Origin of the sequence: Variovorax sp. M-6, from assembly GCF_052114385.1 — a bacterium.
Lineage (GTDB): Bacteria > Pseudomonadota > Gammaproteobacteria > Burkholderiales > Burkholderiaceae_C > Variovorax.
Map to the genome: position 1 here is coordinate 325,350 of NZ_JBFREQ010000001.1, position 20,692 is coordinate 346,041.

Below are 20,692 nucleotides of genomic sequence, written 5' to 3' on the forward strand. Positions count from 1 at the left end.
CCCTGCCGGCGCCCTCCCTTCGGGCCGTCTGCTCTTTCGACGGCAGCCTTCCGTTCCATTTCTCTCTCCCTGTGGGGAGCTTGGTCAGGTCACCCATGTCTGATTTAAGTCTTCAACTGCAGCAGGCCTCGAGCCAACTTCCGGTTTCCGCGTACTTCGACGAGGCGCTCTATGCCCGCGAGCTGCAAACGCTGTTCGCCGACGGGCCCCGCTACGTCGGCCACCGCCTGGCGGTGCCCGAGCCCGGCAGCTTTCACACGCTGCCCCAGGAGCAGCAGGGGCGCGCCCTGGTGCACACGCCCAAGGGGGTGGAGCTGATCTCGAACGTCTGCCGCCATCGCCAGGCCCTGATCCTGCAAGGTCGCGGCCAGCTCGACGCCCAGGCAGGCGGCAACATCGTGTGTCCGCTGCACCGCTGGACCTACGCGGCCGCCGACAAGCGCACCACCGGCACCCTGATCGGCGCGCCGCACTTCGAGCAGGATCCCTGCCTCAACCTGCACAACTACCCGCTGAACGAGTGGAACGGGCTGCTGTTCGAGCAGAACGCCAATGGCCGCGGACGCGACGTCGCCGCCGACCTCGGCAAGATCGGTCCCCGCCTCGACCTCGATTTCGACGGCTACGCCTTCGACCGCGTCGAGCTGCACGAGTGCAACTACAACTGGAAGACCTTCATCGAGGTCTACCTCGAGGACTACCACGTCGGCCCGTTCCACCCGGGGCTGGGCAGCTTCGTCACCTGCGACGACCTGCGCTGGGAGTTCGGCCACCATTTCTCGGTCCAGACCGTGGGCGTGGCCAACCGGCTGGGCCGCGCCGGCAGTCCGGTCTACCAGCGCTGGCAAGAGCAGTTGCTGAAGTACCGCAACGGTCACCCGCCCCGGTACGGCGCGATCTGGCTCAGCTACTACCCGCATGTGATGGTCGAGTGGTATCCGCACGTGCTCACGGTCTCGACGCTGCATCCGGTCGGCCCGCAGAAGACGCTCAACATGGTCGAGTTCTTCTACCCCGAGGAAATCGTCGCCTTCGAACGCGAGTTCGTCGAAGCCCAGCAGGCCGCCTACATGGAGACCTGCGTCGAGGACGACGAGATCGCCGAGCGCATGGACGCCGGCCGCCGCGCGCTGATGCTGCGCGGCGACGACGAGAGCGGCCCCTACCAGAGCCCGATGGAAGACGGCATGCAGCAGTTCCACGAGTGGTACCGCCGAGAAATGAGCTCCCCCCCAGGCTTGCCCACTTCGTTCGGCCGGCGCAGCCAGGCCCGTTCGTGACACACCACGGAACCGGCTCTGCCGGGCCGCGGGTGTTGCCCCCTGGAAGGGGGTGCCCGAGCCACACGAAGTGGGCGAGGCTGGGGCTCAGCGCCTGATGCAAGCGCTCTGGATGGTGCTGGGCGCACTGATCTTCGCCACCATGGGCGTGTGCGTGAAATACGCCTCGGCCTGGTTCTCCAGCGCCGAGCTGGTGTTCTATCGCGGCCTGATCGGCATCGTGTTCCTCTGGGTGCTGGCGCGCAGCCGCGGCGTCACGCTGGGCACGCGCTATCCCGGCATGCACGCCTGGCGCAGCCTGATCGGCGTCGTGTCGCTGGGCGCCTGGTTCTATGCCATCGCCCACATGCCCCTGGCCACCGCGATGACGCTCAACTACATGAGCAGCGTCTGGATCGCGGCCTTCCTGGTCGGCGGCGCCCTGCTCGCCTGGGTGCCGACGCCGGGCCGTGACGGCAGCCTGCCGCGGCCGCCGCTGCAGGGCCCGCTGGTGCTCACGGTGCTGGCCGGCTTCGGCGGCGTCGTCCTGATGCTCAAGCCCACGGTGGGAGACAACCAGGGCTTCGCCGGACTCCTGGGCCTGCTGTCGGGCCTCACGGCCGCCTTTGCCTACATGCAGGTGGTGGCGCTGTCGCGGCTCGGCGAACCCGAGGCGCGCACGGTGTTCTATTTCGCGGTCGGCTCGGCCGTCGCGGGCGGCCTGGGCACGCTGCTGGACGGCCCCACCCCCTGGGCCAGCTGGACCTGGAGCCATGCGCTGTGGCTGCTGCCGGTCGGCGTGCTGGCGGCGCTGGGGCAGCTCTGCATGACACGCGCCTACGCCAGCGCCAAGACCGAAAGCGGTACGCTGGTGGTCGCCAATCTCCAATACTCCGGCATCGTCTTCGCCGCGATTTACAGTGTGCTGCTGTTCGGCGACCGCATCGACGCCTCGGGCTGGGCCGGCATGGCGCTGATCGTGGCCAGCGGTATCGCCGCCACCGTGCTGCGCCAGCGCTCGTTGCCCAAGGCCCCGGCCGAAGAGCATTAAGCTCCCCCCAGGTTGCCCGCACTTCGTGTCGGGCGCCTACCCCCTGCCGGGGCAACAGCAGCGGCCCTGCAAAGCCGGTTCCGCGCTGTTTCACGAACAGGCAGAGGGCCCGAATACCGTTGGACAATCTGATTCTTGTCGAGGCCATGATGCACAACCCTTCATTCACTACCTTGATTTCCGCCGAGCAACTGAAGACCTTGCTGGCCAGCGGCACGGCCTCGATGGTGTTCGACTGCAGCTTCGAGCTGATGAAGCCCGACGCCGGCCCGCAGCTGTACCGCGCGGCCCACATTCCGGGCGCCGTCTATGCCAACCTCGACACCGACCTCAGCGCCAAGCACGGCGTGCCCGGCGCGCACGGCGTGGTGGTGGCGCGCGACGACGGTCCGCCGGCTTCGGGCGGCCGCCATCCGCTGCCGAGCCGCGAGCGCTTCGCGGCCTGGCTTTCCAGCGTCGGTTTTGCCAACGGCATGCAGGCGGTGGTGTACGACCGCAACGGCGCCAACTACTGCGGCCGGCTCTGGTGGATGCTCAAGTGGATGGGCCACGACGCCGTGGCCGTGCTCGACGGCGGGCTCCCGGCCTGGCAGGCGGCCGGCGGCGAGGTCACGAACCGCGAGGAACCCGCGCACTTCCAGTCGAACTTCGTGGCCGGCGAGCCGCTGCTGAAGCTGGTCGACACGCAAACCGTGGCGGCGCGGCTCGAGCAGGCCGGCCAGACGCTGGTCGACGCCCGCGCCGGCGCAAGATATCGCGGCGAGGTGGAACCTCTGGACCCGATCGCGGGTCACATCCCGGGGGCCGTGAACCGGCCCTTCACCGAGAACTTCGGCCCCGACGGCAAGTTCAAGCCGGCCGCGCAGTTGCGCGCCGAGTTCGAAAGCCTGTTGGCGGGCCGGGATCCCGCGACGGTCGTCCACCAGTGCGGCAGCGGCGTGAGCGCCGTGCCCAACCTGCTCGCCATGCAGATCGCGGGCCTCGGGCCGACCGCGCTCTATGCCGGCAGCTGGAGCGAATGGAGCAACACGCCGGGGCTGCCGACCCGGCAAGGCGCCCAAGCATGACACTGTCCCGACGACCACTCCTGACTTTCGCCCTCACCGCCTTCCTGGCGACACCCTTCGCCGCACCGGCCCAGACCCCGGCCGCCCATGTCCATGGCCAGATCAGGCTCAACGTCGTGATCGAGGGCCCGGCCATCGTCATCGAGATGGAGTCCCCGCTCGACAACTTCGTCGGCTTCGAGCGCGCGCCCCGCACCGAGGCCGAGAAGAAGACGGCCGAGGAAGCCGTCGCGCAGCTCCGCGCGGCCGGCGAGCTCTTCAAGATCGACCCCAGCGCCAACTGCAAGCTGGGCCCGGTGACGCTGCGTTCCGCGGCGCTGGGTCTGGGCAAGGGCGAGGAAGGAGCCGGCGAAGGCCACGCCGACCTCGATGGCAGTTTCGCCTTCAACTGCACCAATGCAGCGGCCGCCAAGTTCATCGACATCGACCTGTTCGCGGCCTTCAAGGGCCCGCGCCAGATCGAGGCACAGATCGCCGCACCGCAGGGCCAGTTCAAGCGCACGCTGAAGCGGCCGGCCACGCGGCTCGCCTGGAGCAAGTGATCCTGCCGCTCCGAAGGCGAGCGCCGAAGCGCCGCCGCGCGAAGGTTCTCCGGTGAGCCTCGTCCTTTCGGCGCAGATGCTGCGCTTCGGCTGGCCCGGCGCCGAGCGGCCCTGCATCGACATCGAGCGCTTCGAGGTCGATGCCGGCGAGGCCGTGTTCCTGCATGGCCCGAGCGGCTGCGGCAAGAGCACGCTGCTGTCGCTGCTGGCCGGCGTGCTGATCGCCGACGCCGGCCAGGTCAAGCTCCTCGGCCACGACTGGGCCCGGCTCTCGGGCGCCGCGCGCGACCGCGCCCGGGTTGCGCACGTGGGCTACATCTTTCAGCAGTTCAACCTGCTGCCCTACCTGAGCGTGCTCGACAACGTCCTGCTGCCCTGCCGCTTCTCGGGCCGGCGCATGGCACGGGCCTCGGGCGACGGCTCGGCCCGCGCGCAGGCCCGGGACCTGCTCGGCCGCATGGGCCTGGACGCCGGCCTGTGGCAGCGCCAGGCCATGCATCTGTCGGTCGGCCAGCAGCAGCGCGTGGCCGCCGCGCGCGCGCTGATCGGGCACCCCGAAGTCGTGATCGCCGACGAGCCCACCTCGGCGCTCGACGAGGACCGGCGCGAAGCCTTTCTCGACGTGCTGCTCGCGGCCTGCGAGGCGAACCGCAGCGCGCTGGTCTTCGTGAGCCACGACCAGCGCATCGCCGGGCGCTTCTCGCGCCACGTGCTGTTGCCCGAGATCAATCGGCAGGCGGGGGGGCTCGAATGAGCGCCCTGCTGGGGATCGCCTGGCGCAGCGCCTGGAACCGCCGATTCACGCTCGCGCTCACCGTGCTGTCGATCGCGCTCGCGACCTTCCTGCTGCTCGGCGTCGAGCGCATCCGCACCGAGCTGCGCCAGAACTTCTCCTCGTCCGTCTCGGGCACCGACCTGATCGTGGGCGCCCGCACCGGCTCGACCCAACTGCTGCTGTATTCGGTGTTCCGCATCGGCGCGGCCACCAACAACATGCAGTGGAAGAGCGTGCAGGCGCTGGCCGCGCACCCGGGCGTCGACTGGGTGGTGCCGCTGTCGCTCGGCGACTCGCACCGCGGCTTCTCGGTGCTGGCGACCACCCCCGCCTACTTCGAGCACTTCCGCTTCGGCAACCGCCAGCCGCTCGCGCTGCGCGAGGGCAAGCCCTTCGCCGAGCTGTTCGACGCGGTGGTCGGCGCCGAGGTCGCCGATGCGCTTGGCTACCACATCGGCCAGAAGATCACGCTGGCGCACGGCAGCGGCGAGCTCAACGTCTCCGAGCATGCCGACAAGCCGTTCACGGTGGTGGGCGTGCTCGCGCGCACCGGCACGCCGGTCGACCGCACGGTGCACATCGGGCTCGAGGCGATGGAGGCGATCCATCTCGAATGGATGGGCGGCGCGCCGATGCCCGGCCTCAGGATCCCGGCCGAGCAGGTGCGCAAGTTCGACCTCACGCCGAAGACCGTGACCGCGGCGCTGGTCGGCCTGAAGAACCGGGCCGCCGTGTTCGCGGTGCAGCGCTGGGTTTCGACCTATGCCGGCGAGCCGCTGATGGCGATCCTGCCCGGCGTGGCGCTCGACGAACTGTGGCGCGTGGTCGGCGTCGGCGAGAACGCGCTGCTGCTGATGTCGGCGCTGGTTGCGCTGGTGAGCCTGGCCGGGCTGGTGTCGGTGGTGATGGCGAGCCTCAACGAACGGCGCCGCGAACTGGCGGTGCTGCGCGCGGTCGGCGCCAGCCTGCGCCACGTGCTCGCCCTGCTGGCCCTCGAGGGCGCCATCGTGACGCTGCTGGGCGTGGTGCTCGGCATCGCGCTCGCGGTGCTCGGCATTGCCGGGTTGTCGCCCTGGCTGCAATCGCACTTCGGACTCGCGCTCTCGCTGTCCGGACCTACACTGAACGAATGGCTGTTGCTCGCGAGCCTGGTGGCGGCCGGATGGCTGGCCAGCCTGCTGCCGGGCATCCGGGCCTACCGGCTCTCGCTGGCCGATGGCCTCTCACCGAGGATATGAACATGACGCTGCGCCCTCTTCTTCTCACGCTGCTCGCCTTGGCGATGGCCGGCGGCGCACTCGCTGCCGGTCCCGCGCCGCAAGCCACCTCGCCGACCCAGCCGCTCGGCGGCAAGGCCGCCGAGGCCAAGGCCGTGCCGGGGCAGCCGCGCCTCATCAGCTGGGAAGAACTGGTGCCCAAGGACTGGGATCCGATGAAGGAGCTCAAGGGCATCGACCTGAGCAAGCTCGACGACAGCGACCCGCGCGCCAACGAGTTGCTCATGAAGCTGCAGGAAGTCTCCAACAACGCGCCGACCAACCCGGCGCTCAACGGGGTCGAGGTGAAGATCCCGGGCTTTATCGTGCCGCTCGAGGAGAACAAGGGGGAAGTCACCGAGTTCCTGCTGGTGCCCTACTTCGGCGCCTGCATCCACACGCCGCCGCCGCCGGCCAACCAGATCCTGCACGTGCGCCCGAAGCAGGGCGCCAAGTTCCGCGCCATGGACACGGTGTGGGTCACGGGCAAGCTCCAGACCGTGCGCAACGACTCGATGATGGGCGTGAGCGGCTACCAGGTCACGGCCGACAGCGTCACCAAGTACAGCGGCAGTCCGAAGCCGTAGGCGGTCTTCAGCGGCTGAAGAGCCGGTAGATCCGGTCGTAGAAGTCGGCCGGGAACCGCCAGTAGCGCGCGCCGCCGGGCGTCAGCTGCTCGTCGAGCCCGCGCCGCGGCGGCGGTGCGTTGAGCAGGAACTGCGCCAGCATGTCGCCGCTGACCCACGGATCGTCGTACCAGAACGCGTGAGAGCTCTCAGGCAAATTGGGGATGTCCTTCGGGTCCACCCGGATCAGGTCGAAGCGCAGCTTGCGCGACGCCTCCACCAGGAAGCGGGTCTGCTCCTCGTCCAGCTCGGTCACGTCGGGGCGGCCCGCGCGCGAGGCCCGGCCGACGATGGCCGCGAAGCGAAGCACCGAGTCGTTGAGGTTGGCCGCGATGCTCACGCGCTCGATGATGTCGATGTACCCGCCCAGTTCGTTCACGAAGCGACGGGTGTCGATGTCGGGCGCGGCGAAATAGATCTGCCCCAGCCGAAGCCGCTGCTGCAGTTGGGCCCGCGTCTCGCCGGGCCGCGGCGTGCCCAGGCGAACCAGCGCCGGGCTCAGGACCTGCGCCCCGGCGCTGTAGGCCAGCACGTCGATCTTCGAAGCCGTGGTGTTCTCGGCCAGCAGCTCGACCATCCGCGAGAAGGGCTCGACCGTGCTGGCCGCGTTGTTGACGTCAGTCAGGTAGCGCAGGATCGAACCCGCCGACGGCCACATGAAGACCAGCACCACCATGCGCCGCCCCGTGAAGTGGCGGAACTGCGCCGCCTGGGCCGCCGCGCGCGGCACCGTGTTGTTGGAGCCATGCACGTAGATCAGCAGTTCGCTGTTGGGGCTCGCGGCCAGGGCCTTGTTCACGAGCGCGAAGAAGGCCTGCGCCTCGGGTGAGTTCTTCACCTCTTCATCGGACTTGAGCACCGCCAACTGTTCGAGCCGCTCGAGCTGGACGATCGGCCGCTCGTCGGGATCGGCGCTGGTGGAGAGCCGGTGCAGGGTCTCCCAGTCGAGCGTCTCGTCGCCGACCCGGACGTGCGCCACGCCCATGCGCAGATCGTCGGTGGGCACGATGGTGTGCACGGGATCCGGATGCTCGATCAGCGCCAGCCGGTTGGTGGCGTACAGCACCGGGACCTCGGTGGTCTGCAGCTTCTCGCCGATCTTCTCGAAAGGATCGATGTCGCCGTTGCTGAAGCTCACGGGGGTGGGCATCAGGCGCACGGGGGCATAGCAGCCGGCCAGCAGGGCCGCCGTCAGCAGCGTGAAGAAGACCGAAGTGGCCCTGGTGATTCCGAATTCAAGGTTGCGCATGCGCCGGAAGTATAGGGAGCCGCCCACAGACCGCCCGGACGTGCCACCATGGCGTCCTCAAAAAGGAGACCGCCATGTCGGACCACGTCTACAAGCTTCTCGAACTCACCGGCTCCTCGCCGACCAGCAGCGACGACGCCGTGCGCCGCGCCATCGCCAAGGCCAGCGAATCGGTGCGCAACATCCAGTGGTTCCAGGTGACCGAGACCCGCGGCCACGTGGTCGACGGCAAGGTCGGCCACTGGCAGGTGACTCTGAAGATCGGTTTCACCCTGGAGAGCTGACCCAAGGCCGGCGCAGCCAGGCCCGTTGGTGAAACACCGCGGAACCGGCTTCGCCGGGCCGCAGGTGTTGCCCCCGGTAGGGGGTGGGCGCCCCGACACGCAGTGCGGGGCAACCTGGGGGCGAGCGTCAGTCCGGTGCCTGGATCACCCGATCGAACTCCTCGTCGGCCGGCACGTTGTCGGCGTCGAGTTCGCTGGCGTCGGTGAGGTCGATGCCGGTCTCTTCGGAGAGCTCGTCCGTGGCCTCGGCCTCGGACGAACCGAATTCCTCTTCCTCCTCGGGCAAGGCGTCATCGGACTCGTCGATCTCGGGTTCGTCTGCGGCTTCTCCGGAACGCAGAGGGGGGTCGGCGCTGCTCATGATCGGGCTCCTTGGCTGATGCTTCGCATGATGCACCCCCTTGGGCGGCCCTGCCGAATCAGCCTTGTCGGTGCAGGGGCAAAGCGCTCCCCCGGAAAGCCCCGGGTCTCCGTTCAGTGCTTGTGGTCCGAGGTCTCGTGCGCGTGGTCGGGGTCGGACCCGTCGTGCGCATGGTCGTGATCGGCATGCGCGAGCCGGCTCACCAAGGTGACCAGCAGGATCCCTGCCACCAGCCAGGCGATCTGCAGGGCCGTCTGGCGCGCGGGCAGCCGCTTCTGCAGTTGCGGAATCAGGTCGGCCAGGGCGACGTAGACGAAGCTGCTGGACGCCAGCACCAGGAAGTAGGGCAGCCAGCCATGGAGCTGGTCGACCAGCCACCAGCCGACCAGTCCGCCGAGCGCGGTCATGGTGCCGGCCAGCGACACCTTGACCAGGGCCGCGCGATGGTTGGGCGAACTCTGGCGCAGCACCACCAGGTCGCCGATGTGGTGGGGCACCTCGTGCGCCAGCACCGCGATCGCAGCCACCATCCCCAGGCGCAGGTCGGCGGTGAAGGCCGAGGCGATCAGGATGCCGTCGCCGAAGCAATGCACACTGTCGCCGGTGAGCACCGCCCAGCCGCCACCCCGTGACGAATGCGCATGCTCATGCTCATGCGCATGGCCGTGCGGATGCGCGTGGCCGTGCTCGTGCTCGTGCTCGTGCTCGTGCTCGTGTCCCTGATGATGCTCATGCCCGTGATGCCACAGCTCGGCCTTGTCGAGCAGGAAGAAGAAGACCAGCCCGAACAGCAGCACCCCGAACAGCACCCCCGGCTCGATGCGGCTCTCGAAGGCTTCGGGCAGCAGGTGCATGAAGGCGGTCGCCAGCAAGGCGCCGGCCGCCAGGCTCAGCAGATGCTGCGGGTTGACGCCGCCGGCGCCGCTGCGCACGCCCACGCGCAGCAGCAACGCGGCGATCCAGACACTTCCGATGCCCGCGACCAGGGTCGCGGCGATGATGGCTAACAAATTCATGACGGCTTCGCGCTTTGGAGGCAAAAACAAAAGCCGCCCATCGGACGGCTTTCGGCGGAACGCGGCTGACGGACGCGGCTAGGCCACGCCGTTGGCTTTGAACCAGGCCAGGGCGCGATTCCAGCCGTCCTCGGCGGCTCCCTTGACGTAGCTGGGCCGGTAGTCGGCATGAAAGGCATGGCCCGCTTCGGGGTACACGACGAACTGCGATGCCCGGGCCGCCGGGGTTCCGGTGGTCAGGGCAGCCTTCATCTTATCAACCGTGTCAAGGGGGATGCCCTGGTCCTTCCCGCCATAGAGGCCCAGCACCGGCGCCTGCAGCCCGGCAGCGACATCGACCGGATGCTTCGGCGTCCGCTCGCTCGCTTGTCCGACCAGGCGCCCGTACCAGGCCACGCCGGCCTTGACCTTGCCGGTCGCCGCATAGAGCCAGACGATGCGTCCGCCCCAGCAGAAGCCCGTGATGGCGGCATCGCTCACGTCGCCGCCATGGGCGGCCGCGTACTTGAGCGCGCCGTCGAGGTCGGCCAAGACCTGGGCGTCGGGCACCTTGCTGACGATGTCCGCCTGCAGCTTCGGAATGTCGGTGTAGCCCTTGGGGTCGCCCTGCCGCGCATAGAGTTCAGGCGCGATCGCCAGGTAGCCGGCCTGGGCGAAGCGGCGGCAGGTGTCGGCGACGTACTCGGTCACGCCGAAGATCTCCTGCACCACCAGCACCACGGACAGGCCGGTCTTGCCCGCCGGAGCCGCTGCGTAGGCCGGCACCTCGAAGCCGTTGACCGTGTACGTCACGGGCCCGGCGACGAGGCCGTCGGCCGAGGTCTTGACCACGGTCTGCGCCGCGATCGGCAGCGTCGCGGCGGCATAGCCGACGCCGATCGCGGCCTTGAGCGCGGTGCGCCGCGTGGCGCCGTGCGCGGTGCTGTCGCCGGGGCGCAGCGAATCGAATTCGGCTTGCTGATCGGATCCGGTCTGGTGATGGGGCATGCGGCGGACTCCTGTTGAATCGTCGGAGGAAAGGGGCTGCGCACGAGGCGCAGGCCGCACTGTATGCGAATCGGGGCCGGTCCGCCCACCGGCCGGCCCCGCGCGCGCAGCCGGCGGGCGCGGGCCCGCTTGCCCTGCCCCTCAGGTCGCGGGCTTGTCGCTCGGCGACTGGATGTTCTCGCGCAGCTGCGGGCTCATCGGCAGATTGAGCGGCACGCCCCGGGGCGGGATCGGCTGCATGAACCACTTGGTGTACATCTTCTCGAACTCGCCGCTCTTCATGAGGCCGATGAAGGTGTCGTCCACCAGCTTCTTGAAGGCCGGGTCGTCCTTGGCCAGCATGCAGCCGTAGGGCTCGACCTGCAGCGCGTCGCCGACCACCTCGAAGTCGCCCGGGTTCTTGGCGTTGGCGATCAGGCCGAACAGCAGGATGTCGTCCATCGCGAACGCCGCGGCGCGGTCGCCTTCGACCAGCAGGAAGGCGTCGGCGTGGTCCTTGCCGAGCACGATGTCCATGTCGAGGTTCTTCTCGGCGTTGTACTTGCGCATGACCAGGGCGTTGGTGGTGCCAGTGGTGCTGGCCACGGTCTTCTTCGCGAGGTCGGCGTAGTTCTTGATCTTCGAGGACTTCTTCACCAGCAGCCGGGTGCCGGTGTAGAAATGGTTGATCGCGAAGCTGACGTCCTTGGCGCGCGCCGTGTTGTTGGTGGTCGATCCGCACTCGAGATCGATGGTGCCGTTGGTGATCAGCGGAATGCGGTTCTGCGAGGTCACGGGCATCAGCGCAACCTCCAGGTTGGGCTTGTTGAGCTTCTTCTTGACCGCCTCGACCACCGCGTTGGACAGCTCGACCGAGAAGCCGATCGGCTTGTTCGGGCCGTCGAGGTAGCTGAAGGGCACGGAGGATTCGCGGTAGGCCAGCGTGATCTTGCCGGTCTCTGCGATCTTGGCCAGGGTGTCGGCGGCCTGGACGCCCGTGGCGGCCACGGCGAGGAGAACGGCAGCCATCGTTGCGGAGAGTTTCATGCGAGCCCTTTCGGCTGGTGGGAGGTGACGCAGTGTAGGAATCATTCACGCGCCGGTCACAATTCCTTTTGCACCGCCGCCCATGACCAAAAGTTATGGGCTGGCCATGCCATGTGCTTTGGCTATGGGCCGTCGTTCTTTTGGCATTTCCCGGCGCGGCGGCACCGGCCTAGAGTCGACCGATCCGAAACAGCGAGAGGAAGAGCGTCATGCACGTCTGCGTGCTGGGGGCCGGCATCGTGGGCCTGGCCACCGCCTGGCAACTGAACCGCCAGGGTCACCAGGTCAGCGTGATCGACCGCGCGGCGCCGGGCGGCGGCGCGAGCGGCGGCAATGGCGCGCAGCTGAGCTATTCGTATGTGCAGCCGCTGGCCGACCCGTCGATCTGGAAGCAGTTGCCCAAGCTGCTGCTCTCGCCCTCCTCCCCGCTCAAGCTGCGCCCGCAACTGGACCCGCTGCAGTGGCGCTGGGCCCTGGCCTTCCTGGCGGCCTGCAACGCCCGCACCTCGCGCGAGAGCACGGCCCGCCTGCTGGCGCTCGCGGCGCAGAGCCGCGCGGCCTTCGAGGCCATGCGCGCCGACGTCGCGCCGGATTGCGACTTCTCCGCCAGCGGCAAGCTGGTGCTCTACGCCGGCGCGGCGTCGCTGGCGGGCGCCCAACGGCAGCTCGAACTGCAGCGCGCGATGGGCAGCGAGCAGCGCCTGGTCACGGCCGACGAGTGCGTGGCCATCGAGCCGGCGCTGGCCAGCTACCGGGCGCAGATCGCCGGCGCCATCCACACGCCCAGCGAATGCGCGGCCGACTGCCTCAAGGTCTGCACGGAACTCGTTCGAGCGCTCGGTGAACGCGGCGTGCGCTTCATGTTCGACACCGAGATCCACGGATTCGACCTGCGCGGCGGCCGTGTGGCCGCAGTGCAGACCGCCGGAGGCGACATCGAGGCCGATGCCTTCGTGATGGCGCTCGGGACCGCCTCGCATCGGCTCGGGCGCCAACTCGGCGCCTATCTGCCGGTCTATCCACTGAAGGGCTACAGCATCACGGTCGACGTCGATCCGGCGCCGGGCGCGGCACCGCAGGTGAGCGTGACCGACAGCGCCCGCAAGGTGGTGTTCGCGCGCATCGGATCGCGCCTGCGGGTGGCCGGCATGGCCGAGCTGGTCGGGCATGACGCGAGCATTCCGGCGGCCCGTATCGAGACCCTGTCCGAGGCCACGCGCGCCGTGTTTCCGCAGGCCGGCCGGATGGAGGCGCTGCACCCCTGGACCGGCATGCGCCCGGCCACCCCCACCGGCGTGCCGATCGTCGGCCGGCTGGAGGGGGCGCCGTCCAACATGGTCTTCAACACCGGGCATGGGGCGCTGGGGTTCACGCTGGCGTTCGGGTCGGCGGAGCGGGTCGCGGAGGCGCTGGGGACGCTGGAGAGATAGGGTTTTCGGTCGTGCGACGGCGCGGGCGCTATGCCCCGGGCCGGCCGACGTCACGGGCCTTTGAACCCCCTGAGCCCGGCATGCGGTGCGGGACCGGCGATCCCCTCTGCGCCGCTGAGGAGCGCAGCTTCAGGCGGAAGAAGGGCCGCGCGTGTTTGAGCGAAGCGAGTTTGCGCGGACCCCGCCTGAAGCGAGCACCGCAAGGCAGCCCGAAGGGCCGGCGCAGTGGGGTCGACGGGCCCGCACCGCATGCCGGGCGTGCTTCCAAGGCACACGACACCCAACCGCATTCCGCACCAGCTAATTCATCCCCTCGATCGCCTCCCGCATGAACCGCGTGATGCTTCGCACCGCGACCGAATCCGGCCGCCCGGCGAAGCGCAGCGCGCGGATCGGCACTGGGATGTGCGGCTCCAGCGTCAGCACGTCGACCTTGTCCCGATCGGCCGAGCTCGCGGTGCAGCCGTCGACCAGCGCCACACCCAGCCCGTGATGTGCCATCGCCAGCGCCGCGTGGTAAGTCTGCACCGTCACCACCGCCTGGAAGCCCACACCGGCCTGCCGGCAGGCCTGGCTCAAGCTGGTGCCCACAGGGTCGCGGCTGTCGAGGCCGACCACCGGCAGCTTCGCGAGATCGTGCAGCGCCACCGAGCCGTTGCGCAGCAGCGGCTGCGGCAGCATGCCCTTGGGCGCGATGCAGACCATGCGGCTGTCGGCCAGGTCCTCCTGCGTCAGCGAGGGGTGAACCGCCGGGCTGAACGCGAAGCCCACATCGGCTTCCTGCAGCAACAGCGCCGACATGATCTGCGGCGAATGCAGCGACTCGACCGTCACCGCGATCGCCGGATGCTGCTCGCGAAATCGCTTGAGCGCGCGCGGCAGCACCTCGTAGCTCAGCGCCAGCACGCTCAGGATGCGCAGCTCGCCCGCCTCGCTGGCGGTGCGCAGGTTGGCGGCGAGCCGCTGCACCTCGTCGAGTTGCGCGAACAGCCGCTCGATGTGCGGATACAGCGTCAACGCCTCGGTGGTCGGCGCGAGCCGGCCCTTGGCGCGCTGGAACAGCGGGAAGCCGAGCTGGATCTCGGCATGCTGCAGGGTCCTGCTGACCGCCGGCTGCGTGATGTTGATCAGCCGCGCCGCGGCGCTCACGCTGCCGGTGAGCATGATCGCGTTGAAAACCTCGATGTGGCGCAGCCGCATGGGATCAGGCCTTGCGCCGGGCCACCCCAAGGAAGGCCTGCACCCCCTCGGAGGGCGGCGACCATACGAGGTGCGCAGCGTGGAGGCTTTTCACATCAGGGCGCCGCGCGTCCGACCTTGCCGCGCGAGATGTCCATGATCAACTGCGCCGAGAGGTACAGCCGCGGCTCGATCGAATCGATCAGCACGTACTCGGCATCGGCCGAATGGGCGCCGAATCCCTGCAGGCCGAAGCGCTCGACCACCGCCGCCTTGGTCTTCAATGCCGCGAAGGCGGCATCGGTGCCGCCGCCGGCGACCTTGTCGTCCGCGCCAAGCTCACGGCCCAGTTCCTTGTAGATCTGCTGCGCATGCAGCGCCAGCGCGCGCGAAGCGTCGGTGGCCTCGAGCGGCGGACGGCGGCGCTCGAACTTCATCTCGACCTTGGCCTGCGGCACCAGCTGCTTCTTGACGCGCTCCTGGATCTGCTGCTCGATACGGTCGTAGTCGCTGACCTTCAGCACCCGCACGTCGGCGCCGGCCGTGGCGCTGGCCGGGATCACGTTGCGGTTGCTGCCCGAGCGCGAGATGGTCCAGTTCATCTTGAGCCCGGTCGCCGGGTCGGACAGGTCGCGCATCTGCAGGATCTGGTGCGACAGCTCGTACAGCGCGTTCACGCCCTGCTCCGGCGACGAACCCGCATGCGAGGCCTTGCCCGTCACGTTGAGCGTGACCGAGGCGATGCCCGCGGTGGCCAGCGAGAGCTTGTCGCCGCTCACCGACGAGCCTTCGTACGACATCACCACGTCGTGCTCGCCGCCCAGCCGCGTGATCAGATTCCGGGCGCCGGGCGAGCTGATTTCTTCGTCGCCGTTGATCAGCACCGTGAGCGTGCCGTACTCCTTGAAGTCCATCGCCTTCAGCAGCGCCAGCGTGTGGGCGATCACCGCGATGCCCTGCTTGTCGTCGGCGATCCCCAGGCCGTAGGCCTTGTCGCCCTCGACGCGGAAGGGCTGCTTGTTCAGCATGCCGATCTGGTAGACCGTGTCCATGTGGGCGATCAGCATGATCTTCTTGCTGCCGGTGCCCTTGAAGGTGGCGCGCACGACCTTGCCGATCTTCTCGGGCGTGTCTTCCATGCGGTAGGCCTCGGCCGAGGGATCGATCAGCTCGACCTGGCCGCCGAGCGCGCGGAACTTGTCGGCGATCAGGTTGGCGATCTTGTCGAGGCCCTCGAGGTCGCGGCTGCCGGACTCGATCGAGACCAGCTGGTTCAGGGTCTCGAGCAAGGCGGGCTTCTCCTTGGCGGCCAGCGCGACGATGCGCTCGTCGGGGGCGGCGAAGGCGCTGCCCATCCAGGCAGCGCAGGCGGCGCAGAGAGCGAAGGTGGCGATTTTGGAGCGATTCATTCGATGCATGTCTTCCTTGGATGTGTTCAATGGGCTTTGTCCCAGTTGGGACCAAAGCCGATTTCCGCGAGCAGCGGAACCTTCAGGTCTGCCACGCCCGCCATGAGCCGCGGGATCTCGGTGCGGACCCACTCGACTTCCTCTTCGGGCACTTCGAACACCAGTTCGTCGTGCACCTGCATGATCATCTGGGTGCCGCGCTGCTCGGCGTCCAGCACCTGCTGCACCTTGACCATGCTGAGCTTGATCAGGTCGGCCGCGGTGCCCTGCATCGGCGCGTTGATCGCGGCCCGCTCGGCGCCGCCGCGGCGCGGACCATTGGGCGAGTTGATTTCGGGCAGGTAGAGCCGGCGGCCGAACACGGTCTCCACATAGCCCTTCTCCTTGGCCAGCGCCTTGGTCTCGTCCATGTAGACCTTCACGCCCGGGTAGCGCGCGAAATAGCGCTCGATGTAGGAAGCCGCGGCCTTGGTCTCGATGCCGAGGTTGCGTGCCAGGCCGAAGCTGCTCATGCCGTAGATCAATCCGAAGTTGATCACCTTCGCATAGCGGCGCTGCTCGCTCGACACCTGGTCGACCGGCACGCCGAAGACCTCGCCCGCGGTCGCGCGGTGCACGTCGATGCCCTCGGTGAAGGCCCGCAGCAGCGATTCGTCGCCGCTGATGTGGGCCATGATGCGCAGCTCGATCTGCGAGTAGTCCGAGCTTGCGATCACGCGGCCCGCAGGCGCCACGAAAGCCTCGCGCACGCGCCGGCCTTCGGGCGTGCGGATCGGGATGTTCTGCAGGTTCGGGTCGTTGCTCGACAGCCGCCCGGTCACCGCCACGGCCTGCGCATAGTGCGTGTGCACGCGGCCGCTGCGCGGGTTCGCGAGCAGGCCCAGCTTGTCGGTGTAGGTGCCCTTGAGCTTGGAGAGGCCGCGGTGTTCGAGGATCTTGGCCGGCAGCGGGAAATCCTCGGCCAGCTTCTCGAGCACCTCCTCGTCGGTGCTCGGCGCGCCGCTCGGCGTCTTCTTGATGACCGGCAGGCCGAGCTTGGTGAAGAACACCTCGCCGATCTGCTTCGGCGAGCCGAGGTTGAAAGGCTGGCCCGCGAGCTCGTAGGCCTCCTGCTCCAGCGCCATGATGCGCTTGCCGAGTTCGTTGCTCTGCGACGCCAGCGTGGGCGCGTCGATCAGCACGCCGTTGCGCTCGATCCGGTAGAGCGTCTCGCTGGAGGCGATCTCCAGCTCGTAGATGAAGCGCAGCTTCTCGTCGGCCTCGAGCTTCGGCCAGAGCACGCGATGCACGTCGAGCGTCTGGTCGGAGTCCTCGCAGGAATACTCGGCCGCCTTGTCGATCGCCACCTGGCTGAAGGAGATCTGGTGCGCGCCCTTGCCGCACAGGTCCTCGTAGTCGATGCCGCTGCGCCCCAGGTGCCGCTCGGCGAGACTCGCCAGGCCGTGGGGCTTGTGCACCTCGAGCACATAGCTCTGCAGCATGGTGTCGTGCGCATAGCCCCGCACCTCGATGCCGTGGTTGGCGAACACATGGCGGTCGTACTTGACGTGCTGGCCGAGCTTCTTCTTCGCGCCGTTTTCCAGCCAGGGCCGGAGCTTCTCGAGCACCTCGTCGCGCGGCAGCTGCACCGGCGCGTCGGGGTAGTTGTGGGCCACCGGGATGTAGGCCGCCTCGCCGGGCTTGACGCTGAAGCTCAGGCCGACGATCTCGGCGCGCATCTCGTCGAGCGAGGTAGTCTCGGTGTCGAGCGCGACCAGTTCGGCGGCCTCGATCTTCGCCAGCCAGGCGTCGAAGGCCTCCCAGGTCATGACCGTGTCGTAGGCCAGGTTGCTGACCTTCTCGGCGGCCTCCTGCGCCGGATCGCTGAACAGGTCGCCATTGGCATCGGCAGCCTTGCGCTTCTGGTTCTCCTTCTCGATCAGCTCGGGCGGCACCGCATGCGCCTCGAGCGTCTTCACGAGGCTCTTGAAGCCGTACTGCTCGTAGAAGTCCTTGAGCGCATCGGTCTGCTGCACGCCGATCGCGATCGCCTCCAGCGCCGGCAGGCCACCCACGTGTTCGCCGAGATCGCAGTCGGTGCGGATGGTGACCAGGCGCCGGCCCTGGGGCAGCCAGTCGAGCGCCTGGCGGAGGTTCTCGCCGGCCTGGCCCTTGACCTCGCCGGCACGCGCGATCAGGCCTTCGAGCGAGCCGTACTCGAGCAGCCACTTGGCGGCGGTCTTCGGGCCGACCTTCTGGACGCCGGGCACGTTGTCGACGGTATCGCCCACCAGCGTCTGATAGTCGATCATCAGCTTCGGCGGCACGCCGAATTCGGCCGTCACGCCCGCCACGTCGCGCTTCTTGCCGTTCATCGTGTCGATGATCGTGATGTGCTCGTCCACCAGCTGGCTCATGTCCTTGTCGCCGCTGGACACGATCACCTCGATGCCCTGGTCGGCGGCAGTCCGCGCCAGCGTCCCGATCACGTCGTCGGCCTCGACCCCGGGAACGCACAGCACCGGCCAGCCGAGCATCCGGACCACCTGGTGGATCGGCTCGACCTGGCTGCGCAGGTCGTCCGGCATCGGCGAGCGGTTGGCCTTGTAGTCCGGATACCAGTCGTCGCGGAAGGTCTTGCCGGGCGCGTCGAAGACGCAGGCCGCGTAGTCGGCCCGCACCTCGCGCCGCAGCGCCTGCATCATGTTGATCATTCCGCGGATGGCCCCGGTGGCCGGGCTGCTGTTGTCGCCCGGAACGGCGCGCAGATCGGGCATCGCGTGGAAGGCGCGATAGAGGTAGCTCGATCCGTCGACGAGCAGCAGCGTTTTCTTGTCGGTCATCGGGCCATTTTGCCGTGCCCCGCGGCCTCCCCCGGAAGGCGGAAAAGATCGGCACTTACTTCTATCTCCGGACCGGGCGCGGACCTACAATCCCACGCATGTCCTCCTCCATGCTCCTCGTTCGCCTCGCCACGATCGCGCTGGCCTGCGCCGCGCCCGTCGCTGTCGTTTTTGCGCAAAACCCGCAGCCGCCGGCCCCGGCGCCCGCCCAGGGACAGCAGGACCCGGACAAGGCGGCCGGCCGACAGAACCAGAAGATCGAGCGCATCCACACCGAGGACAGCGGCGCCACCATCGACGAACTGCGCGTCGGCGGCCAGACCCAGGACATCACGGTCAAGCCCAAGAACAACGCCCCGGCCTACCAGGTCATGCCCAACGCCGAAGAGCGCGTGCGCAACCAGGGCCAGTCCGACTCCAGCTCGGGCGAAGGCGGCTCGCGCGTCTGGTGGAACGTCTTCAAGTTCTGAGCGCGCAGTGGCGGTTTTCACGGAAGTCGGATTCGACGAAGCCGACGCGCTCGTCCAGCGCCTGGGTCTCGGCCCCCTGACCGCCCTCAAGGGCATCGAGGGCGGCATCGAGAACACCAACTACTTCGCCAGCACCGAGTCCGGCGAGTTCGTCCTGACCCTGTTCGAGCGCCTCGGCGCCGAGCAGTTGCCCTACTACCTCTGCCTGATGAAGCACCTGGCGGCGCGCGGCATCCCGGTGCCCGAGCCGGTGGCCGACCCGGCGGTCGCGCCGCCCAAGGGTCACGCGCTGTCGATTCCCGCCAGCGCCCCTTGCGAACTGCTTCACACGGTGGCCGGCAAGCCGGCGGCCGTGGTCCAGCGCCTGAAGGGCAAGAGCGAACTGGCGCCTTCGGCCGCCCATTGCGCCGAACTCGGCCGGATGCTGGCGCGCATGCACCTGGCGGCCCGCGACTACCCCCGCATCCAGCCCAACCTGCGCGGCCTGGAATGGTGGAACGACACCGCGCCGGTGGTGCTGCCCTACCTGGAGACGGCCCAGGCCGCGCTGCTGCGCAGCGAACTGGCCTACCAGAACCACGTGGCCGAATCCTCGGCCTATGCCGCGCTGCCGCGCGGGCCGGTGCATGCCGACCTGTTCCGCGACAACGCGATGTTCGACGCCCAGGCCAGCGCCGACGCGCCGCGCCTCACGGGTGTCTTCGATTTCTACTTCGCCGGCGCCGACAGCTGGCTGTTCGACCTCGCCGTGTGCCTGAACGACTGGGCCATCGACCTCGCCAGCGGTCGCCACGATGCCGCGCGGGCCGACGCCCTGCTGGCCGCCTACGGCACCGTGCGCCCCCTGACCGGCGCCGAGCGTGCGCTGCTGCCCGCCATGCTGCGGGCCGCGGCGCTGCGCTTCTGGATCTCGCGCCTGTGGGACTTCCACCTGCCGCGCGAGGCGAGCATTCTCAAGGCCCACGACCCGACCCATTTCGAGCGCGTGCTGCGGCAACGGGCTCACGCCTCCTTCGAATTTGCGTCCGGCGCCGATGCGCTGGCCGCCTGACCGGATCCGATGAAACTCAATCTCGTGCCGGCGCGTACCGGCGTGCTGTGGGTCCGTAGCGGGCTCAAGGCGTTCGCGAAGCAGCCGCTGGCCTTCATCTCCCTGTTCTTCTTCTTCATGGCGATGGTGTCGATCGCCTCGCAGGTGCCGTTGATCGGCGCCGCCATCGCCCTGATGCTGCTGCCGACCATGACGCTGGGCCTCATGGCGGCGGCGCAGCAGGCCTCCGGGCCCGAAAAACCGCCGGCCGGCACCGTGTTCCTGGCGGCCCTCAACGCGATTCGCGCCGACGTGCGGCCGATGGCGGTGCTGGGCGCGCTCTACGCCGCGCTGTTCCTGTTGGTCATGGCGATCTCGGCGCTGGCCGACGGCGGCCAATTCGCCCGCGTCTACCTGCTCGGCGGCCCGCTCACACGCGAACTGGCCGAATCGACCGAATTCCAGGTCGCGCTGTGGATCGCCATGGGCCTGTACCTGCCGCTGTCGCTGGCCTTCTGGCATGCGCCGGCGCTGGTCCACTGGCACCGCGTGCCGCCGGCCAAGAGCCTGTTCTTCAGCTTCGTGGCCTGCTTCAAGAATTTCGGCGCCCTGACCGTCTTCGGCCTGGCCTGGGTCGGCGTCTTCATCGGTGCCGGCATCGTGCTGAGCCTGGTCGCCAGCCTGCTGGTCGCAGTCGGCGTAATGGGCGCCGGCGAAGGCGCCGCGGCGATCGGCGGCGCCCTGATGATCGGCGGCGCGCTGGTGATGGCGGCGATGTTCTTCACCAGCACCTGGTTCACGTTCCGCGACAGTTTCACGGAATAGGCTCGCCCCCCAGGTTGGCTCACTGCGT

20 protein-coding genes are annotated in these 20,692 nt (G+C 68.7%); 12 read left to right on the plus strand and 8 right to left on the minus strand.

Annotation, left to right across the window (positions count from 1 at the left end):
* Positions 1-95: 95 nt before the first annotated feature.
* The 7 genes from AB4Z46_RS01615 (at position 96) to AB4Z46_RS01645 (ending at position 6,537) form a co-directional block, all read left to right on the plus strand.
* Positions 96-1,280 carry an aromatic ring-hydroxylating oxygenase subunit alpha gene (locus AB4Z46_RS01615; RefSeq protein WP_442281721.1) on the plus strand — a complete coding sequence of 395 codons (1,185 nt, stop codon included), beginning with the start codon at positions 96-98 and terminating at the stop codon, positions 1,278-1,280.
* A gap of 97 nt (positions 1,281-1,377) precedes the next feature.
* Positions 1,378-2,310 carry a DMT family transporter gene (locus AB4Z46_RS01620; protein WP_442281722.1) on the plus strand — a complete coding sequence of 311 codons (933 nt, stop codon included), beginning with the start codon at positions 1,378-1,380 and terminating at the stop codon, positions 2,308-2,310.
* 149 nt (positions 2,311-2,459) lie between these two features.
* Positions 2,460-3,377 carry a sulfurtransferase gene (locus AB4Z46_RS01625; RefSeq protein ID WP_442281723.1) on the plus strand — a complete coding sequence of 306 codons (918 nt, stop codon included), beginning with the start codon at positions 2,460-2,462 and terminating at the stop codon, positions 3,375-3,377.
* Positions 3,374-3,919, plus strand: coding sequence for a DUF2796 domain-containing protein (locus AB4Z46_RS01630; RefSeq protein ID WP_442281724.1), 546 nt, complete (start codon positions 3,374-3,376; stop codon positions 3,917-3,919). Before AB4Z46_RS01625 ends, AB4Z46_RS01630 begins: the two co-directional genes overlap by 4 nt.
* A gap of 76 nt (positions 3,920-3,995) precedes the next feature.
* On the plus strand, positions 3,996-4,673 hold the full coding sequence (locus AB4Z46_RS01635) for an ABC transporter ATP-binding protein (RefSeq protein ID WP_442281882.1): 678 nt from the start codon (positions 3,996-3,998) through the stop codon (positions 4,671-4,673).
* On the plus strand, positions 4,670-5,932 hold the full coding sequence (locus AB4Z46_RS01640) for an ABC transporter permease (RefSeq protein WP_442281725.1): 1,263 nt from the start codon (positions 4,670-4,672) through the stop codon (positions 5,930-5,932). Before AB4Z46_RS01635 ends, AB4Z46_RS01640 begins: the two co-directional genes overlap by 4 nt.
* A 2-nt stretch (positions 5,933-5,934) precedes the next feature.
* Positions 5,935-6,537 carry a DUF3299 domain-containing protein gene (locus AB4Z46_RS01645; protein WP_442281726.1) on the plus strand — a complete coding sequence of 201 codons (603 nt, stop codon included), beginning with the start codon at positions 5,935-5,937 and terminating at the stop codon, positions 6,535-6,537.
* A 7-nt stretch (positions 6,538-6,544) separates the two neighbouring features.
* Here the strand turns inward: AB4Z46_RS01645 and AB4Z46_RS01650 are convergent, their stop codons facing one another.
* Entirely contained in the window at positions 6,545-7,825 is a 1,281-nt protein-coding gene (locus tag AB4Z46_RS01650; protein WP_442281727.1) for an alpha/beta hydrolase, read from the minus strand.
* A 74-nt stretch (positions 7,826-7,899) separates the two neighbouring features.
* Here AB4Z46_RS01650 and AB4Z46_RS01655 point away from each other — a divergent pair, with 74 nt between their 5' ends.
* Complete coding sequence (locus AB4Z46_RS01655) at positions 7,900-8,109, plus strand: dodecin (RefSeq protein WP_442281728.1); 210 nt, start codon at positions 7,900-7,902, stop codon at positions 8,107-8,109.
* Positions 8,110-8,236: 127 nt separating this feature from the next.
* Here AB4Z46_RS01655 and AB4Z46_RS01660 read toward each other — a convergent pair whose 3' ends face one another.
* From AB4Z46_RS01660 to AB4Z46_RS01675, 4 genes are all read right to left on the minus strand, one after another.
* A complete protein-coding gene (locus AB4Z46_RS01660; protein WP_442281729.1) occupies positions 8,237-8,470 on the minus strand; it encodes a hypothetical protein in 234 nt (77 codons plus the stop codon).
* A 113-nt stretch (positions 8,471-8,583) separates the two neighbouring features.
* The gene (locus tag AB4Z46_RS01665) at positions 8,584-9,486 is read right to left on the minus strand and encodes a ZIP family metal transporter (protein WP_442281730.1); all 903 of its coding nucleotides are present in this window, start codon (positions 9,484-9,486) and stop codon (positions 8,584-8,586) included.
* Between the two features lie 78 nt (positions 9,487-9,564).
* Positions 9,565-10,473, minus strand: a complete 909-nt coding sequence (locus AB4Z46_RS01670) for a dienelactone hydrolase family protein (RefSeq protein ID WP_442281731.1) — start codon at positions 10,471-10,473, stop codon at positions 9,565-9,567.
* A gap of 141 nt (positions 10,474-10,614) precedes the next feature.
* On the minus strand, positions 10,615-11,499 hold the full coding sequence (locus tag AB4Z46_RS01675; protein ID WP_442281732.1) for a transporter substrate-binding domain-containing protein: 885 nt from the start codon (positions 11,497-11,499) through the stop codon (positions 10,615-10,617).
* Between the two features lie 209 nt (positions 11,500-11,708).
* Here AB4Z46_RS01675 and AB4Z46_RS01680 point away from each other — a divergent pair, with 209 nt between their 5' ends.
* Complete coding sequence (locus tag AB4Z46_RS01680) at positions 11,709-12,929, plus strand: D-amino acid dehydrogenase (RefSeq protein WP_442281733.1); 1,221 nt, start codon at positions 11,709-11,711, stop codon at positions 12,927-12,929.
* A gap of 300 nt (positions 12,930-13,229) precedes the next feature.
* Here AB4Z46_RS01680 and AB4Z46_RS01685 read toward each other — a convergent pair whose 3' ends face one another.
* From AB4Z46_RS01685 to polA, 3 genes are all read right to left on the minus strand, one after another.
* Positions 13,230-14,129, minus strand: coding sequence for a LysR family transcriptional regulator (locus AB4Z46_RS01685; protein ID WP_442281734.1), 900 nt, complete (start codon positions 14,127-14,129; stop codon positions 13,230-13,232).
* A gap of 95 nt (positions 14,130-14,224) precedes the next feature.
* Positions 14,225-15,526, minus strand: a complete 1,302-nt coding sequence (locus AB4Z46_RS01690) for a M20/M25/M40 family metallo-hydrolase (protein ID WP_442281883.1) — start codon at positions 15,524-15,526, stop codon at positions 14,225-14,227.
* A gap of 17 nt (positions 15,527-15,543) precedes the next feature.
* Positions 15,544-18,339, minus strand: a complete 2,796-nt coding sequence (gene polA, locus AB4Z46_RS01695; RefSeq protein WP_442281735.1) for a DNA polymerase I — start codon at positions 18,337-18,339, stop codon at positions 15,544-15,546.
* 98 nt (positions 18,340-18,437) lie between these two features.
* Between polA and AB4Z46_RS01700 the strand changes: the two genes are divergently transcribed.
* Genes AB4Z46_RS01700 through AB4Z46_RS01710 form a run of 3 tightly spaced genes read left to right on the plus strand, consistent with a single transcriptional unit; the run spans position 18,438 to position 20,664 of the window.
* Positions 18,438-18,809 carry a hypothetical protein gene (locus tag AB4Z46_RS01700; protein ID WP_442281736.1) on the plus strand — a complete coding sequence of 124 codons (372 nt, stop codon included), beginning with the start codon at positions 18,438-18,440 and terminating at the stop codon, positions 18,807-18,809.
* Between the two features lie 7 nt (positions 18,810-18,816).
* A complete protein-coding gene (locus tag AB4Z46_RS01705) occupies positions 18,817-19,860 on the plus strand; it encodes a homoserine kinase (RefSeq protein WP_442281737.1) in 1,044 nt (347 codons plus the stop codon).
* 9 nt (positions 19,861-19,869) lie between these two features.
* The gene (locus tag AB4Z46_RS01710; RefSeq protein ID WP_442281738.1) at positions 19,870-20,664 is read left to right on the plus strand and encodes a BPSS1780 family membrane protein; all 795 of its coding nucleotides are present in this window, start codon (positions 19,870-19,872) and stop codon (positions 20,662-20,664) included.
* Positions 20,665-20,692: the final 28 nt, after the last annotated feature.

Coding starts and splice junctions, on each gene's coding strand:
- polA (WP_442281735.1), bottom strand. CDS start 18,339: ATGACCGACAAGAAAACGCTGCTGCTCGTCGACGGATCGAGCTACCTC.
- AB4Z46_RS01615 (WP_442281721.1), top strand. CDS start 96: ATGTCTGATTTAAGTCTTCAACTGCAGCAGGCCTCGAGCCAACTTCCG.
- AB4Z46_RS01680 (WP_442281733.1), top strand. CDS start 11,709: ATGCACGTCTGCGTGCTGGGGGCCGGCATCGTGGGCCTGGCCACCGCC.
- AB4Z46_RS01665 (WP_442281730.1), bottom strand. CDS start 9,486: ATGAATTTGTTAGCCATCATCGCCGCGACCCTGGTCGCGGGCATCGGA.
- AB4Z46_RS01620 (WP_442281722.1), top strand. CDS start 1,378: ATGCAAGCGCTCTGGATGGTGCTGGGCGCACTGATCTTCGCCACCATG.
- AB4Z46_RS01675 (WP_442281732.1), bottom strand. CDS start 11,499: ATGAAACTCTCCGCAACGATGGCTGCCGTTCTCCTCGCCGTGGCCGCC.
- AB4Z46_RS01645 (WP_442281726.1), top strand. CDS start 5,935: ATGACGCTGCGCCCTCTTCTTCTCACGCTGCTCGCCTTGGCGATGGCC.
- AB4Z46_RS01660 (WP_442281729.1), bottom strand. CDS start 8,470: ATGAGCAGCGCCGACCCCCCTCTGCGTTCCGGAGAAGCCGCAGACGAA.
- AB4Z46_RS01625 (WP_442281723.1), top strand. CDS start 2,460: ATGCACAACCCTTCATTCACTACCTTGATTTCCGCCGAGCAACTGAAG.
- AB4Z46_RS01650 (WP_442281727.1), bottom strand. CDS start 7,825: ATGCGCAACCTTGAATTCGGAATCACCAGGGCCACTTCGGTCTTCTTC.
- AB4Z46_RS01690 (WP_442281883.1), bottom strand. CDS start 15,526: ATGCATCGAATGAATCGCTCCAAAATCGCCACCTTCGCTCTCTGCGCC.
- AB4Z46_RS01655 (WP_442281728.1), top strand. CDS start 7,900: ATGTCGGACCACGTCTACAAGCTTCTCGAACTCACCGGCTCCTCGCCG.
- AB4Z46_RS01670 (WP_442281731.1), bottom strand. CDS start 10,473: ATGCCCCATCACCAGACCGGATCCGATCAGCAAGCCGAATTCGATTCG.
- AB4Z46_RS01685 (WP_442281734.1), bottom strand. CDS start 14,129: ATGCGGCTGCGCCACATCGAGGTTTTCAACGCGATCATGCTCACCGGC.
- AB4Z46_RS01710 (WP_442281738.1), top strand. CDS start 19,870: ATGAAACTCAATCTCGTGCCGGCGCGTACCGGCGTGCTGTGGGTCCGT.
- AB4Z46_RS01640 (WP_442281725.1), top strand. CDS start 4,670: ATGAGCGCCCTGCTGGGGATCGCCTGGCGCAGCGCCTGGAACCGCCGA.
- AB4Z46_RS01635 (WP_442281882.1), top strand. CDS start 3,996: ATGCTGCGCTTCGGCTGGCCCGGCGCCGAGCGGCCCTGCATCGACATC.
- AB4Z46_RS01630 (WP_442281724.1), top strand. CDS start 3,374: ATGACACTGTCCCGACGACCACTCCTGACTTTCGCCCTCACCGCCTTC.
- AB4Z46_RS01700 (WP_442281736.1), top strand. CDS start 18,438: ATGTCCTCCTCCATGCTCCTCGTTCGCCTCGCCACGATCGCGCTGGCC.